The 14814-nt window shown below is 31.1% G+C and carries 14 protein-coding genes; 10 read left to right on the top strand and 4 right to left on the bottom strand.

Going from position 1 to position 14814, the window contains the following annotated elements; translation table 11 throughout:
- Positions 1–30: 30 nt before the first annotated feature.
- The gene (locus C1I91_RS21545) at positions 31–1713 is read right to left on the bottom strand and encodes a GH3 auxin-responsive promoter family protein (protein WP_128214725.1); all 1683 of its coding nucleotides are present in this window, start codon (positions 1711–1713) and stop codon (positions 31–33) included.
- A gap of 314 nt (positions 1714–2027) precedes the next feature.
- Here C1I91_RS21545 and C1I91_RS21540 point away from each other — a divergent pair, with 314 nt between their 5' ends.
- Both C1I91_RS21540 and C1I91_RS21535 read left to right on the top strand, forming a co-directional pair.
- On the top strand, positions 2028–2654 hold the full coding sequence (locus tag C1I91_RS21540; RefSeq protein ID WP_128214724.1) for a class I SAM-dependent methyltransferase: 627 nt from the start codon (positions 2028–2030) through the stop codon (positions 2652–2654).
- Positions 2655–2964: 310 nt separating this feature from the next.
- Positions 2965–3405 carry a MarR family winged helix-turn-helix transcriptional regulator gene (locus tag C1I91_RS21535; RefSeq protein WP_128214723.1) on the top strand — a complete coding sequence of 147 codons (441 nt, stop codon included), beginning with the start codon at positions 2965–2967 and terminating at the stop codon, positions 3403–3405.
- A gap of 249 nt (positions 3406–3654) precedes the next feature.
- Here C1I91_RS21535 and C1I91_RS21530 read toward each other — a convergent pair whose 3' ends face one another.
- Positions 3655–4281: a flavodoxin family protein gene (locus tag C1I91_RS21530; protein ID WP_128214722.1), complete on the bottom strand. Its 627-nt coding sequence runs from the start codon at positions 4279–4281 to the stop codon at positions 3655–3657.
- 315 nt (positions 4282–4596) lie between these two features.
- Here C1I91_RS21530 and C1I91_RS21525 point away from each other — a divergent pair, with 315 nt between their 5' ends.
- Positions 4597–5133, top strand: a complete 537-nt coding sequence (locus C1I91_RS21525; protein WP_128214721.1) for a PTS sugar transporter subunit IIA — start codon at positions 4597–4599, stop codon at positions 5131–5133.
- A 152-nt stretch (positions 5134–5285) separates the two neighbouring features.
- On the opposite strand, the gene C1I91_RS21520 is transcribed toward C1I91_RS21525, so the two are convergent.
- Positions 5286–5837: a GNAT family N-acetyltransferase gene (locus C1I91_RS21520; protein WP_128214720.1), complete on the bottom strand. Its 552-nt coding sequence runs from the start codon at positions 5835–5837 to the stop codon at positions 5286–5288.
- 302 nt (positions 5838–6139) lie between these two features.
- Here C1I91_RS21520 and C1I91_RS21515 point away from each other — a divergent pair, with 302 nt between their 5' ends.
- On the top strand, positions 6140–6865 hold the full coding sequence (locus C1I91_RS21515) for a hypothetical protein (RefSeq protein WP_128214719.1): 726 nt from the start codon (positions 6140–6142) through the stop codon (positions 6863–6865).
- A 97-nt stretch (positions 6866–6962) separates the two neighbouring features.
- Positions 6963–7559, top strand: coding sequence for a hypothetical protein (locus C1I91_RS21510; RefSeq protein ID WP_128214718.1), 597 nt, complete (start codon positions 6963–6965; stop codon positions 7557–7559).
- Positions 7560–7661: 102 nt separating this feature from the next.
- Here C1I91_RS21510 and C1I91_RS21505 read toward each other — a convergent pair whose 3' ends face one another.
- Positions 7662–8336: a DUF3794 domain-containing protein gene (locus C1I91_RS21505; protein ID WP_128214717.1), complete on the bottom strand. Its 675-nt coding sequence runs from the start codon at positions 8334–8336 to the stop codon at positions 7662–7664.
- Between the two features lie 293 nt (positions 8337–8629).
- Between C1I91_RS21505 and C1I91_RS21500 the strand changes: the two genes are divergently transcribed.
- The 5 genes from C1I91_RS21500 to C1I91_RS21480 all read left to right on the top strand — a co-directional run bounded on the left by C1I91_RS21500 (position 8630) and on the right by C1I91_RS21480 (position 14679).
- The gene (locus C1I91_RS21500) at positions 8630–9430 is read left to right on the top strand and encodes a hypothetical protein (protein ID WP_128214716.1); all 801 of its coding nucleotides are present in this window, start codon (positions 8630–8632) and stop codon (positions 9428–9430) included.
- Between the two features lie 519 nt (positions 9431–9949).
- On the top strand, positions 9950–10198 hold the full coding sequence (locus C1I91_RS21495) for a MerR family transcriptional regulator (protein ID WP_128214715.1): 249 nt from the start codon (positions 9950–9952) through the stop codon (positions 10196–10198).
- Entirely contained in the window at positions 10176–11321 is a 1146-nt protein-coding gene (locus tag C1I91_RS21490; RefSeq protein WP_128214714.1) for an RNA-guided endonuclease InsQ/TnpB family protein, read from the top strand. The genes C1I91_RS21495 and C1I91_RS21490 overlap by 23 nt, the downstream gene beginning before the upstream one ends.
- Before the next feature lie 165 nt (positions 11322–11486).
- Positions 11487–13970, top strand: a complete 2484-nt coding sequence (locus tag C1I91_RS21485; RefSeq protein WP_128214713.1) for an ABC transporter permease — start codon at positions 11487–11489, stop codon at positions 13968–13970.
- A gap of 19 nt (positions 13971–13989) precedes the next feature.
- Entirely contained in the window at positions 13990–14679 is a 690-nt protein-coding gene (locus C1I91_RS21480) for an ABC transporter ATP-binding protein (protein WP_128214712.1), read from the top strand.
- Positions 14680–14814: the final 135 nt, after the last annotated feature.

The following is a 14814-nucleotide window of genomic DNA, read 5'->3' as shown; positions in this document are numbered from 1 at the left end:
ATAGGTTTGTAGTAGAAATCTAATCTCTAATTAAGTTAATAGAATATTTTTAGATATTATATCAAATACATTCTTATTATTGATAAGTACTCTAGGGATTTTGATTTGATTTTTAGATATTCCTTTTTTAAATAGAGCTTCTTTTACTGAATTAAAGGTGTTTGGTGCTAGAAGTACTATTTTAATTTGTGCTAATTTATTGCTGGCTCTTGCTCTGTCATAAGCAGGGTTTGATATTCTAAGCTCAGTGTCCAAAGTACTCTCTAATTCTTTCAATTTAGATTTTGATATAATATTTTTTAATTCAAAATAAAAGACATATTTTCCAGGAGTCACTGAGTTGTCAGGTAAGGTAGTATAATCTATTAGACTTAAATTTGATATTTTTAAAGTGCTGCTTATAGCGCTAGTAAGATGTTCTTCGTTTGTTTTTTCAGCTACCATATTAAGGACTTGATTCTTCCTATATAAAAATTCAATTTCTGGACAGTTATTATAAAAACCAACGACTTTAACCACATCGCCAAGCTTATATCTATAAAGCCCTGCATAATTGGTGATAACAACTTCATATTTCTTCCCGAGAAGTATTTCATCTATGCAAAGGGTATCTTGTGATGTTTTATTATCCTCGCTAATGGGAAGAAATTCATAGAAAACTGTATTAGGAATAACAACATAACGTATTTTATTAGCGTAAGGATTTATTCCAATCATAGCTTCTGTTGAAGCGTATACTGGTGAATAAATAGGTAGCCAATCAGTATAATAATTTACCTTATCATCATAGATAGAAAAATTTGCACCTGTCACTGTTACTATATAAGATAAACTTGGCCATACTCTTCGGACTATACCTTTGAAACCTTTCTTAAATTCCTGCTCTAAATAATCTGCTCTAGTAGCATTAGGAGAGAGTAACTTATTTAAACGCTGTCTAGTGATATCATCAATATCTAGACTATTGTTAACACGGCCTTTTCTGATGTCTCTTACAAGGTCTTGCCAGCTACTCTCTAATACCCTTAGCAGATCTAATACATTGGAAATAAAAACTCCGCTAATATAGGATAAGGTAACTTCCTTTAAAGCAAACAATAGATGAAGATAAGATGAAATTTTTTTATCCTTTATTTTCATTACCTCAATTGGAGAGGTGTATAGATAAGGAAGTATATGCTTTATGCTGTTCATTCCGCCGGATGTAGCAGAGCAAATAGGTATTCCTGCACTGGTATAGGTTGTCATTACCATATCAGCTATCATTAATCCTTTTCCATAACTCCAAGTATCTTTAAAATTGTCGTAGCAAAACTTATTTGTGAGGAACGCCATATATTTAGAGGCATATTTTTTACTTGCCTTAGTAGAAGGAATAAGTTTCTGTTTTCCTGTAGTACCAGAAGTATGACCAAAATATTGAACCTTTTCACGTGTTAAAATATTGGATTCTCCTTTAGACATTCTGTCTATGTAACTTTCGTAATAACTATATTCAGTTAGTGGGACCTTCTTTTTAAAATCATCTATAGATGCTATAGCTTCGAAGTTTAATTTAATTCCTAGTTCACTTTTGGAGTTTTTCTTAAGAATATCAAATAATACTTTTTCATTTTCTTGTTTGCAGTTTTTAGTATATTTATTAAATTTATTTTTATATAATGCTCCTCCTTCTATGGTTATCTTGTATAATGCAGTACTTATTATACTCATAATCTTATACTCCTGAAATATTTCCTATATAAATATATGTCATATAAAATTCTGTTATGTGGTTTCAAAAGTCATGTTTTCTAATGTGCTTATATAAAGATGTACCACTTCAATCCTTAAATTCAAAATAAAGCTTTCGATGAATATAGGAAGCTTTATTTTTATAAATTTCATTTTGAAGTAGTATGTCTATATCAACAAAATCCATATATAGCTTTTGAAAAAGTCTTTGGTATGTATTGACAGAAATGTTCTGAAGGTGTAAAGTTTATATATAATAAAGTACGTAAGTCGTACTAAAGGAGAGAAATAATATGAGAAATAAAGAAATATATAAGGAAAAAACTAAAGAAACTTTTGATAAACAAGCAAAGATCTATGATGCAACCTATTATGGAAAGCATGCTAGTAAGTTATATACTAAAGTAATAGATAAGGTTGAAGGATTAAACTGCAGCAATGTTCTTGATGTAGGCTGTGGTACAGGAAATATTCTTTCGTTATTGGCTAATGAAGATAATCTAAAGCTATTTGGAATGGATTTTTCTCAGGCTATGTTAGATAAGGCAAAAGAAAAATTAAAGGATAGAGCAGAGCTTAAATTTGGAGATTCTGAGCATATTCCTTGGGAGGACAATCATTTTGATGGGTTAATTTGCACAGATTCTTTTCATCACTATACAGAACCGAAGAAAGTTTTAAAGGAGATGGCAAGGGTACTTAGACCTAATGGAAGCTTAATTATAGGGGATCCATGGCTAATATCTCCTTTTAAAACCATTGGAAATTGGTCTTTGAAGTTTAGTAAAGGTGGAGATTATAGGATATATTCCAAAAAAGAGATAACTGAACTTCTCATAGACTGTGGCTTTGACTGCATTGATTGGAAGCTTGTGAATCTAAATTCTTTTATCCTATCAGCTAAAATAATAAAATATTAAAGAATCTTTATTCTAATTATGGGATGATAAAAATAATAAAGTATGGTATTATGGGAGTAATAATATGGAATTAATTGCGATTAAACTACAGAGAAATATGTACAAAAATATAAAAAGAAATATGGTAACATGGGTATTCTTTATTAAGACTTAATTTACACTTGTTATACAATCTTGGTTTCTTGGGATTAGATGATCCAGATTTCTGGGGATCATCAGGCATGTATAAATTAATACTTTAAGTTGGTTCCATATAGTATATCCTTATACCAATGATTTCTTTATATTTTAAGGTTATGGAGGAAAACTTATGGACAGCGATATAAAGCAAATTGAGGAGTTTAGTGAGCTATGGCATGTTATGATGAAGAAAAGTAAATTCCATGACATAGAAGATCAATTTCCTAGAATAAAGGGTTTAACCACCACCGAGATTAGTATAATAAGTATAGTTTCTAAAAAACCTGAAGTTATATTAGGAGAGATTTGCTCAGAGCTAGATATACCCAAAAGTACTTTGACAAGCGCTATTGATAGACTAGAAAAACGTGAATATATAAACAGGGTAATAAGTAAAAGAGATAGAAGATCCTATGGGCTTGAACTTACAGAGGAAGGTTTATTAGCCCAAAAGGAGCATATAGACTTCGAATATAAGATATATGGAAAAATCCTGAAATCACTTACCTCCTATGATGAAAGAGCTGAACTTATAAGACTGCTTAAAACTATTGTGACCAATATAGATTAGTTAATAAGCCTCTTTGGCTACTGAGAGAGTAATAATTGAAAAGTACGTATAATACTAAATAAAAAATAAAGCTTATATTTTGATAAATAAGCTTTATTTTTCTTATGATATTTTTAACTTTAGGCTATATTTAAGAATGTTGTTGAAGTTAAGTGGTCATTAAAGCATCTGATGACTAAATGCTTAATTTCAACAGGGCACTTTAACAGAGCCTGATTTTAATATTCTGAATTATTGATGCCTATATAATTAACGTATAAAGTTAGTTACTGCTCTTTCTTCTTCTTTTTCAGGTATGTTAATTCCTGCCTCTTTTCCAGCTTGTATACATTTTAGTAACCAAGCCATGTTCTTTCCTAGAGTTCTCATTGTCTGCATACCTTCTAAATCTTGCTTTACTTCCTCTGGAGTATTACCATGAACCATATTCCAATATTGAGAAGATACCACTGGCATATTTGCTATTGTAAAATATTTATTTAGTTGCTCGAAAGCAGCTGTGGAACCACCACGCCTACAGCTAACTACTGCAGCTCCAGGTTTATATTGGAAACCGTCACCAGCGTAGAAGAATCTATCTAAGAATGCTGTTATTTGTCCTGATGCTGCAGCATAATGAACTGGAGATCCAAAGATAAAACCATCAGCTTCTTTAGCTTTTTCTAAGGCTATATTTACCGTATCATCATTAAATACACATCTTCCATCAGTCTTATAACAGCCTCCGCATGCCATACAACCACGAATTGGTTTATTTCCTACATGAAATATTTCTGTTTCTATGTTTGCTTTGTTTAATTCTTTTGCAACTTCACTTAAAGCAGTAAAAGTACATCCTTGGGCTTTAGGACTTCCGTTAATAAGTAAAACCTTCATTCTTACACCTCTTTAATATTATAAATGACTTATCCATTACAGATTGTAATTATTCTAATACTTCATTAATAAAATTAAATCTTAGGCTGCCTTTAATAATATTGTTGAAGCTAAAATGGTACATCTGCATGGTTACTATTAATAATATACAATGGAAAAGTAATAAAATAAATAGCTTACTTTTAAGTGTAATACTAACTTATTATTTAGTTAGTATTAAAAAGTACTAAGTCAATTTGTACCAAATAGTTATCATTTTTACTCCTCCGTAAGCATAACTTAATCTGAGTACAAAAGTTTTTAAGGAGGGGTTTAATGGGGATTAGGCAGCTATTTAAAAATATTTTCGGGTTAAATGATGATAGTATTATTAATGAGGAAGAGGAAAACTTAAAATTAGAAGAAGTTATATATAGTCCAATGATTGGACAAGTTAAAAAACTTAGTGAGGTAAGTGATCCAACATTTGGACAAGAGTTAATGGGGAAAGGCATTGCTATAGAACCAAAACAGGGCAGAGTAGTGTCACCAATTGAAGGCACAGTTAAGGCTATGGTCAGCACTAAGCATGCATTAGCCTTAAAGAGTAATGATGGAGTAGAGGTATTGATACATGTAGGAGTTGATACTGTAAACTTAGAGGGAAAATACTTTAGAGCTTATGTAGACCAAGGGTTTCATGTAAAGGTAGGAGATCTCTTAGTCGAATTTAATATTGAAGCAATAAAAAATGAAGGATATGATGTTATAACCTCTGTAGTAGTAAGTAATACTGAAGATTATAATATAGTCAATTTTACTGATAGAAAAGAGATAAAGGAAAGTGAACCATTAATTAATGTGGTTAGATAGTTTACTTAAAGTTGCCATCTAGATAACTTGAATATATTAGACTACAGATAGGAAAGAATAAAAATATGTTGCCTGCCAGATTTTCCTAATGTATATTCGGAAAGGCAGATGCGAAAAAAACTCACTGAAGAAGATCACTTCAGTGGGCTTTTTTAGTACTCATATAATTTGAACCATATAAGATTTGGAATATTTAATCCTAAATCCACAGTTGCTACATATTTAAAGCCACATTTTTCATATAATGCTATAGCTGGAGCGTTATGTATAGAAACATCAAGTCTTAGAGCTTTACAGCCTTGCTCTTTGAAATATTCTTTAGCAAAGTTTAAAAGTTTTTCACCAACACCGTTTCTTAAATACTTAGGATTGACAACAAAAGTATGAACTACCATAACCTCCTCATCTTTGGCTTGTACACCCCAATTAACTCCGTAATAGGCAGCCTCTTGATGATTATTAAGAATTATAGAACCTGCTATATCACCATTTACTCTTAATACAAATAAGTTTTCTTCATTAATACCGTTTATAGCATTTTCCCTTACTGGATATATTCCCTTTTTCCAACCGGCGTAGTTTATGGTTTCTCTTAGATAGTCATTAATGCTATCATACAATGCTTCTAATTCATCGACATCCTTTAGTGTAGCTTTTTCAATTATATATTCATTATTAGATAAGTCCGTAAAATTTGTGTCCATACTAAGCTCCTTTTGCAGTTTATGTAAATAATATACTATTATACCTTATTAATGCACTTTTGTATATTGACTTGAAAAATTCCGTGAGCTATATTGGGTATATATTATTAATTGGTAATGTTATGTCCTTACAAAGGAATTAAGCGGCATTTGGATAAGATGGGTACTTATAAAATGTTTGATATAGATATATCAAGTCGCAATAAAATTTATATTTTCAAGTTCTTATATGAGGGACCAGAGGAGTTGTGAAAATAGATTTAGGATCGAATAGGGACAAGCTTTAGAAGAGGAGTGGGTATATGTCAGAGGTAGCGTTATTAACAGTTATACACGATCCAAAAGGTAAGAACATAGATTTATGCGGGAAATTGGTACACAAACTGGACAATGTATATTCAGAGAAATATGTGACCATAAGTGATGAGACTTGTCCGCTATATACCAGTTTGCTCGAAGGTTATGGATTTAAGGTGAAAAAAATAAAAAAGAACGGGGCTGCAGATGCTAGGAGAAGAGTTGTGGAGTTTGGGTTAGAGGGAAATGATGAATTTTATCACTATTGCGATTTTGATAGGCTACTTACTTGGATTTCTTGTTATGAAGATGAACTAAAGGCTGTAGTTTCTGAAATTCCTAAAACTAGTTATTTGATATTTGGACGTACAGAAAGGGCTTTTCTTACTCATCCTTTAGAGTGGATTGAGACAGAAAAGATAAGTAATAAGATCTTTTCATTAGAATTTGGACAGGAAGTGGATATAACCGCTGGTTCCTGCGGTTTTTCAAGGGCCAGTGCTGAATATATAAATAGATATTCTAAGGATAAAATGACTGATGGAGAATGGCCTATGATTGTACATAGGATAGCTAAATCAATGATTTCCTATAGAGCTGTAGAAGGCTTAGAGTATCAGGATGAAGCTAATGAAAGTGCGAATCTAGTCACAAGCTCAGATAAACTTTTTATAAGACTTAAACTGGCCTACATAATAAGTGAATCTGCCAGGAATACAGGTAAGCAATAAGCAAGGGGTAGCTTTTTTAATTATTTGTAACTAAAAGTTGGTAAAAGTATACTATATAAATGAGTAAAAATAAATTAAGAGGATTGATGCTATAGTTATGATAAAAAACGGCTCTAATATTATCAGTGTTGAAAAAAGTTTCTATGACGTATTTAAGTTAAACCTAGAGGAAAATGAGATACTAGTAGATTTTAGTGCCAAGTTATCGAACATATTTACAAAAGTTATTTCTGAAAGTGAGATAGGATTATATGGTGATTATGAACTATATATTTTCTATGCCAACTGCATAGATGAAGTAAAGAAAGAATATAAGGTTAAAAAGATATGTGAAACCTTTTCTGAGGTAATAGATTGTAATGAGTCTGAAGAGGAGGCTAAAGATGGAAAAGGTGAAAAAAAGGTTGTAAACAAGGCATCAATAGAGTTTAAAGTGAAAAATGAAGGGGTTAATACTAGTGAGAATCTTTTAGTCTATAACCTATGTGTCGAAGGCCGGATTCACCTAGCTTATTCGGTAGTTGTGTTTAGGAAGCTGGATTTTGCAGAGGATGAAGAGGGGATTATAAATGAAAGTGAGATTGATAGTAGGACTAAGGTTTGGCAATATAGACCAACAAAAATAAGGTCTGTAGAAGAGCTTATGAACATGGATTTGGAGTATTTAAAAGAAGAGAATAACAATAAAGAATAGAATAAGGCTTTAAATTTTGGAAGTGCAGTCTGAATTATCAAACTGCACTTCGTTATTTTAACTAATTCTATCTAGGAGGCTAGCTTAAGCAAGAAAAAAATATTATCTAGTTGCAGCGGTAACTGGAACATGCTCCATTCTTGTAACCTTTAGATTTATTCTAACTATTTCGCTACCAGAAATTCTGTTATAAGTTACTGCCCAGTCAGGAGCGCCAACAGCAACTGGATTTGGATCTGTCAATGCTGCTCTTTCACCTTCAACATATGCTTCTAGAATTTCAACATTATCAGTTTCACAAAGTGGTTCATATGCTTTTAATTCTACAAATGTTGAGAATGGTATTCTATTTGTAAAGTGATATACTGGTCCATTAACTGAATCAGCAGTTGTATCTTCAATTGTCTTATAGTTTACGTTTCTATCTATATAACCTTCAACAATAACCTTTGCCCACCATAAACCATCGCATTTACCAGTGTTGTGAATTATTCTTGGAATTAGATCTAGGTTAGTTATTACAACTTCTGTATCTACATTGATTACTCTGAATGCTGGAGGGCTTGGTGGAGATATTATTGAATCATCTCTAACTAGTTCTTGAGTTTCGCCATAAGCTAAAATTACTGGAACTTGAAGCATTTTACTACAATTTTGTCTTCTGCCAGAGTAGCCTGGTCTTTGCTGAGCAGTTTGCCTAACTGGTACAATTGCTTGTCCAGGGCAACCTGGAACTGGATATTCGTGTCTACATCCGTAAAAATTTCTTCCTATCATAGTTTATTACTCCTTTATCCTTTGTTAGTTATTAAATCAATTAGTGATACTCAGTGATTATATGTGATAATCTCATATCACTACTTTTTCTTTTGTTTTATAGTACAGTATATTGCGCAAGTAGACTTTTTGTTACTGATTTTTAAATTTTAAAATCAATTAAGAGAGGATAATAAAGATGTAGCATTATATTCTTATAGCATTTTTCATAAGATAGTTAGTATTGAGAATTTATATTGGAAAAATGGTTCAATAAACTAATAAAATTTTAGTTTTGAAAGGTGAGAATATAGATGGACTTCTTTATTAATTTGATACTTAGAGCTTCAGTGGAAACCTTGTATTTGACAGGCATGATAATAGTTTTTGGGTTGCTGCTTGGAGTGCTTAGAAATAATTCTATTAAAAATTTTCATAAAAGCTTAGGCATGAAGGCAATAATGATTACTGGAGTTATAGGAGTTCCTATACATGAATTAAGTCATGCTGTGTTGTCTTTAGCATTTAGGCATGATATAAGGAGAATTAAGCTTTTTCAAAAGCCAGATAGCAACGGAGTAATGGGATATGTAGATCATAGTTATAATCCTAATAGTTTATATCAGCAAATAGGTAATTTTTTTATAGGAGTAGCACCCATATTTGGTGGAGTCATAACTATAATTGCACTTATGTATTTAGCTATTCCAAGTACTTATAACAAATTTATAAGTGTTTTATTTAACTCCTTACATATAACCAAGATTGGTAAGGTTACTATAGAAGGATTAATAAATTCTTATGGAATGCTTATTAAAAGCATATTTTCAGCAGAAAATTTTAAAAATCCATATTTTTATTTGTTTCTAATCTTATCAATATGCATAGCTTCTCATATATCTTTGAGTATGGCTGACATTAAAGGTGCTTCTAGAGGCTTGATAGTTATGTTTTTGTTGTTAGTTGTGATAAATGCTTTTGGCTTATCCATAGATTTTATGGATACTGCAATATTAAAATATAATATACTAATTACTGGAATGCTTGTCATAGCATTGATACTTTCTGCAACAACATTTATCATTAGCTTAATTTTGAGTATTATAAAAAGGTGATTCAAAAATTAATACTAAAAACTATAGCATAACCTTCATAAGTGCTTAATTTCAACAATATTCTTAAATATAGCCAAACTATAAAATACCTTGATATGCGATTTTATTAAATCTACCATATCAAGGTGTTTTTCTGCTTATATCTATAGTTGTACAATTTCATAATATAATTTTTATTTTTTAATTTCTCTATTAGAACCAGAAAAAGAATTGAAAATAGGTTTCGAATCAAAGTAGTACGCCTCTAACTCATTGAAAAATAGATTTTTATGCTAATATGTCAAGCATGGTAAATGTTTACTTCAGTCTAAAAAACTTTAAATCTTAAAAATATCTTAAGTTTTACTGAAAAATACTTAACATATCACAAAAACCAAAAAATGTATGTTAACATATGCTAGTAAATATTTTCCTAAAAGGAGGCATACAACAGTTTTAAAACACCTACTAAAAACTGCTGAAATATATTGGAATATTGTTAGTTTTATGTTGTCATAATATGTGTAAAGAGGTGATAGCATGAAGTATTATACAATTGGTCAATTCTCAAAATTAGTGGGAAAAAGTATTCAAACTTTAAGATTGTGGGATAATGAAGGAAAGTTAAAACCACATCATATAACAGAAGGTGGACACCGTTATTATTCTGAACAACAAATTAATCAAGTTTTGCAAGTGCCACTTGTTAAGAGAACTAAAAAAGTAATTGGATATTGTAGAAAAATGATTAAGGAGCTGTTAGAGAATGATACTGGCGAAGAAAGTTAGAATTATTCCGAATATAGAGCAAGAACAAAAATTATGGCAGTCTGTTGGTACTGCAAGATATATTTATAATTGGACACTTGCAAAACAAGAAGAAAATCACAAAAATGGTGGCAAGTTTATAAAAGATGGAGATTTAAGAAAAGAATTAACTATTTTAAAGAAATCAGAACTTAACTGGCTTAATGAAGTATCTAATAATGTAGCAAAACAGGCTGTAAAAGATGGTTGTAATGCTTATAAAAATTTCTTTAAAGGGTTAGCGGATAAACCAAGATTTAAGAGCAGAAGAAAAAGCAAACCTTCATTCTATAATGATACAGATAAACTAAAAGTTAAAGAAAATTTAGTATTAATTGAAAAAGTAGGTTGGATTAAAACAGTAGAGCAAATACCTACAGATATTAAATATATTAATCCAAGAATAAGTTTTGACGGTAAGTTTTGGTATATATCTATAGGCATAGAAAAAGAAGAAACTATATCAGAAAATACAGATATATCAATAGGTGTGGATTTGGGATTAAAAGATTTAGCAATAGTTTCAAATATAGATAAACCATTTAAAAATATTAATAAAGCTAAAGAAGTGAAAAGACTAAAAAAGAAGTTAAAAAGAAAGCAGAAACAAGTTTCAAGAAAATATGAAGATGGAAAAATTCGAATAGGAAAGGAAGGTGAAAACCGTTATAAATTTACTAAAACTAATAATATTAAAAAACTCGAAAGAGAATTAAAACTTATTCAAAGAAGGCTTTCAAATATACGTTTAAATCATATTCATCAAATAACAACTGCAATAGTGAAAACCAAGCCAAGCAGAATAGTTGTTGAAGATTTAAATGTAAAGGGGATGCTTAAAAATAGACACTTATCAAAGGCTATACAAGAACAATGTTTCCATAAGTTTATTAGTATCTTAGAATATAAAAGTAAATTTAATGGCATTGAATTTGTAAAAGCAGATAGGTTTTATCCTTCAAGCAAAACTTGTTCTTGTTGTGGAGCAATAAAGAAAGATTTAAAACTTAAAGACAGAGTTTTTGTTTGTCCATCATGTAATGCTCGGATGGATAGGGACAAAAATGCTTCAATAAATCTTTCAAGGTATAAAAAATCAGCATAATATCACTAACAAGATAGTGCTGATATGTACTGTGCGTTACGCAGGATTTTAAGCCTTTGGAGCAACATATCAAACTGGAGTAGTCTTATGACAAAACAGGTTGCGTTGAATAAGGAATAAATCTCTAAATATTAGATTTTAGTAGATTTTATGTAACGGCGTAATATGAAGATATTCCTAAAGTATGTAGTAAAAAGCATGGTGGAAAAGAAAGCAAGGTTTCTACTTTTGTTACTTGCAATAACAATAAGTACAGCACTATTCGTGGGAAGTATGGGGGCAGTGGAGTCAGGTATAGAAAGTTATGTGAAGCCGCAGCTTGAGCAATTAGAAAATAAAGACGTATATATATCATCTAAGTCAGGAGAAACTACTTTTTCTTTAGATGATATAAAAGAGAAGGGAATTAAAAACCTACTTCCAGAGCTTAACATTCCTGTTATATTTGATAACAAGGAAATGCAATCCTTAAGTTTAAGTGGAAGAGAGGATAAATATATTGATAAAAGTATATTAATAGACGGCAAAGACTTGAAGGAGTTTCAAGATGAGAAGTGTATAATTTCTAAACGAACTAGCGATAAGTTTAAGCTTAAACTTGGTGATGATCTGAAAATAATTTTAAATGGAGAAAAGTTATCTCTGAAAGTCGCGGCTATATCAGCTAATCAAGGTACTTTCTATATGGATAGTAAAGATAGTTTTAATATTTTAGTGCCTTATAAATTTATCTCTAAAAAGCTTGGAGCTCAAGGCAAATATAATTCAATCACAGCAAATAAGGTTAAAGCTTCTGTAAAAGATTCTGTTAAGGAATTTAATGATTCAAATACTAAGTTCTCTGCAAAAGAATTGTTTGATGAGGAGCAAGTTAAGTCTCAGTTATCCCAGATGACTAGTATGTTTTATATGATGCTTACCATAGTAGTATTCATGAGTGCAATCATAATATATAGTTCTTTTAAGCTTACAGTAACAGAGAGAATGCCTGTTATAGGAACCTTCTTGAGTCAGGGAGCTACAAGAGGGACTATAAGAAGAATACTGTATTTGGAAAGCTTAGTTTATGGTGTTCTAGGTGGTGTACTAGGGAATCTTGCAGGTGTAGGAATATTGTATATTATAAATTACTTTATATCTCCACTTCGAGAATATGGAATTATTGATAAACCAAACATAAATCCTAATTACTTAATATTAGGAATGCTATTCTCAATCTTACTTTCAATAATATCAGCAGCATTGCCGGTGTTAAAAACAAGAAAGTTAGAAGTGAAGAATGTTATACTCAACAACCCAAGTACTGTGAATGAAGTAGGACTAGGAAAGTTTATATTTGGTGTAGGTTTACTTTTAGTTGTTATAGTAGCTAATGCTTTAAAGAGCAAGATTATAATTAATATAAGTCCTCTTTTAATGATAGCGGCAGTAGCCTCTTCTATGCTTATATTCCCAAAGCTTATTGATTATTTAACAAAGTTTATTTATGTAGTTCTTAGGGGCATAAATGGATCAATTGCTTTATCTTTTAATAATATGAGAACTTCAAGGGTTTTACTTGGTAATGTAAATCTTATGATATTATCTATAGTTTCTATAATTACAATTAATTCTCTTGGGGTGAGTATTAAAAATGTTGTAAGTGAAGCTTATGAGAAGTTAAATTACAGCATTGCTATAGAAGCTTCTGGTGGCGGGGTTAGAAGTAATTTAGATAAGATTAAGGAAGTTGCAGCTAAGACTGACGGCGTTAATAAAGATACAATTCAATTTATGTATAACGCTCATGGCACTATAAAAGACAATCAATATTACGTAATGGCTATAGAACCAGATAAATACACTAACTACGATCATTATATAGACTGGAATGATTCTGATAATAAAGTTGTATATGATAAATTCAAAGCTGGTGATAGTAATGGAGTTATAATAACAGATAAAATAGCAGAAAAAGCGAAGCTAGCTAAAGGGGACACCTTTGATATGAAGCTTAGGAATACGGTTAAATCCTTTAAGGTAGCAGGAGTCATTGACGGAAAGTTAATGAATAACGGAGTTTTTATACTAATGAATTATAAAGCTCTTCCTAAGGAATACATCGATTCTGCGTCATATTCAGTTTACTTTAACACTTCTAAGAGTTCTAAAACTGTAAAAGAAAACATGAATAAAGAAATAAAGGGGTTAGGCGGGCAGGTAAATACCTTTGAAGAAACAAAGGATCGTAATATAGAACAAAACAAGCAGCTAATGACTATCCTTAGCATATTTTCGTATATGGCAGTTATTATAGGGTGCTTTGGGATCCTCAACAATATAGGAATAAGCTTTATTCAGAGAAAGAAAGATATGGCAGTGCTTAGCTCTGTAGGAATGACAAAAGGCCAAAGGGCTATAATGATAATAGTAGAATCAATACTTTCTGTTATATGGGCAGTGTTGATAGTAACTCCTCTTTCTTATCTTACTTCATCCTTGATGTCTAAGATAAGTGAAAGTATAGGCCTTCCACTTGATGTGCAATTCAATATTTCCTATCTACCAGTAGTAGTTGTAGTGTCACTTGCTTTAGTATTTTTGGCTACTATACCAGTACTATTTAAGAGTAGGAAGCTATCTATAATGCAAGAATTGAAGTATGAATAAAGAATTGGAGGATGAAAAAATGAAGTCAATTGAAGTAATTAGTTTAAATAAGAGTTTTAAAGTAGGTAAGGAAGAAATAGAAGTTCTTAAGGATATTGATTTTTCTGTAGATAAGGGAGAGTTTTTATCCATAATGGGGCCATCGGGCTGTGGGAAGTCTACTCTTTTATATCTTTTGGGAGGCTTGGATAAACCTACTAGTGGTTCTGTTACAATAAATGGGAGAGAATTGAACAGTTTAAGTGAGAAGCAAAAGAGTATTATGAAGAGAAGAGAGCTAGGATTTGTATTTCAGTTCTACAATTTGGTTCCAAACCTTACGGTAGAAGATAATATATTACTTCCAATAATACTTGATGGAAAGCCGCTAAAAAAATATGAGCAAAAGCTTAAGGAAATTTTAGATACTATTGAAATGAGTCATAAAAGAAAAGTTACTCCAAGGGAGCTATCTGGTGGGCAGCAGCAAAGGGTAGCAATTGCAAGAGCATTGGTTTTTGAGCCGGATATAATTCTTGCAGATGAACCTATAGGTAACCTAGATTCAAAAACAGGAACCGATATAATGAAGCTGTTTCAAAAGATAAATAAGGATTTAGGAAAGACTATAGTTCAGGTGACCCACTCAGAAGAGGCTGCTTATTATGGAACTTCTATACTTAGACTTAGAGATGGAGAGATACAGATAAAAGAGGAAGTGGCATCATAAACAATGAGGGCTCAATTACTTAACATATAATTAGAAAAGGCAGATACGCGAAAAAGTCACTGAAGATTGCTTCAGTGACTTTTCCTATTATACTTATAATTAAGTTTTTACATTAATAAACTGTTTTAGCATGTA

Origin of the sequence: Clostridium manihotivorum, assembly GCF_004015185.1 — a bacterium.
GTDB classification, from domain to species: Bacteria; Bacillota; Clostridia; order Clostridiales; family Clostridiaceae; genus Clostridium_AR; species Clostridium_AR manihotivorum.
This window is presented reverse-complemented; position numbering and strand designations above follow the sequence as displayed.

Excerpts from the sequence above, each read along its gene's own strand:
- C1I91_RS21540 (WP_128214724.1), top strand. The coding sequence starts at position 2,028 with ATGAGAAATAAAGAAATATATAAGGAAAAAACTAAAGAAACTTTTGAT.
- C1I91_RS21535 (WP_128214723.1), top strand. The coding sequence starts at position 2,965 with ATGGACAGCGATATAAAGCAAATTGAGGAGTTTAGTGAGCTATGGCAT.
- C1I91_RS21480 (WP_128214712.1), top strand. The coding sequence starts at position 13,990 with ATGAAGTCAATTGAAGTAATTAGTTTAAATAAGAGTTTTAAAGTAGGT.
- C1I91_RS21525 (WP_128214721.1), top strand. The coding sequence starts at position 4,597 with ATGGGGATTAGGCAGCTATTTAAAAATATTTTCGGGTTAAATGATGAT.
- C1I91_RS21505 (WP_128214717.1), bottom strand. The coding sequence starts at position 8,336 with ATGATAGGAAGAAATTTTTACGGATGTAGACACGAATATCCAGTTCCA.
- C1I91_RS21515 (WP_128214719.1), top strand. The coding sequence starts at position 6,140 with ATGTCAGAGGTAGCGTTATTAACAGTTATACACGATCCAAAAGGTAAG.
- C1I91_RS21490 (WP_128214714.1), top strand. The coding sequence starts at position 10,176 with ATGATACTGGCGAAGAAAGTTAGAATTATTCCGAATATAGAGCAAGAA.
- C1I91_RS21520 (WP_128214720.1), bottom strand. The coding sequence starts at position 5,837 with ATGGACACAAATTTTACGGACTTATCTAATAATGAATATATAATTGAA.
- C1I91_RS21485 (WP_128214713.1), top strand. The coding sequence starts at position 11,487 with ATGAAGATATTCCTAAAGTATGTAGTAAAAAGCATGGTGGAAAAGAAA.
- C1I91_RS21495 (WP_128214715.1), top strand. The coding sequence starts at position 9,950 with ATGAAGTATTATACAATTGGTCAATTCTCAAAATTAGTGGGAAAAAGT.
- C1I91_RS21510 (WP_128214718.1), top strand. The coding sequence starts at position 6,963 with ATGATAAAAAACGGCTCTAATATTATCAGTGTTGAAAAAAGTTTCTAT.
- C1I91_RS21545 (WP_128214725.1), bottom strand. The coding sequence starts at position 1,713 with ATGAGTATAATAAGTACTGCATTATACAAGATAACCATAGAAGGAGGA.
- C1I91_RS21500 (WP_128214716.1), top strand. The coding sequence starts at position 8,630 with ATGGACTTCTTTATTAATTTGATACTTAGAGCTTCAGTGGAAACCTTG.
- C1I91_RS21530 (WP_128214722.1), bottom strand. The coding sequence starts at position 4,281 with ATGAAGGTTTTACTTATTAACGGAAGTCCTAAAGCCCAAGGATGTACT.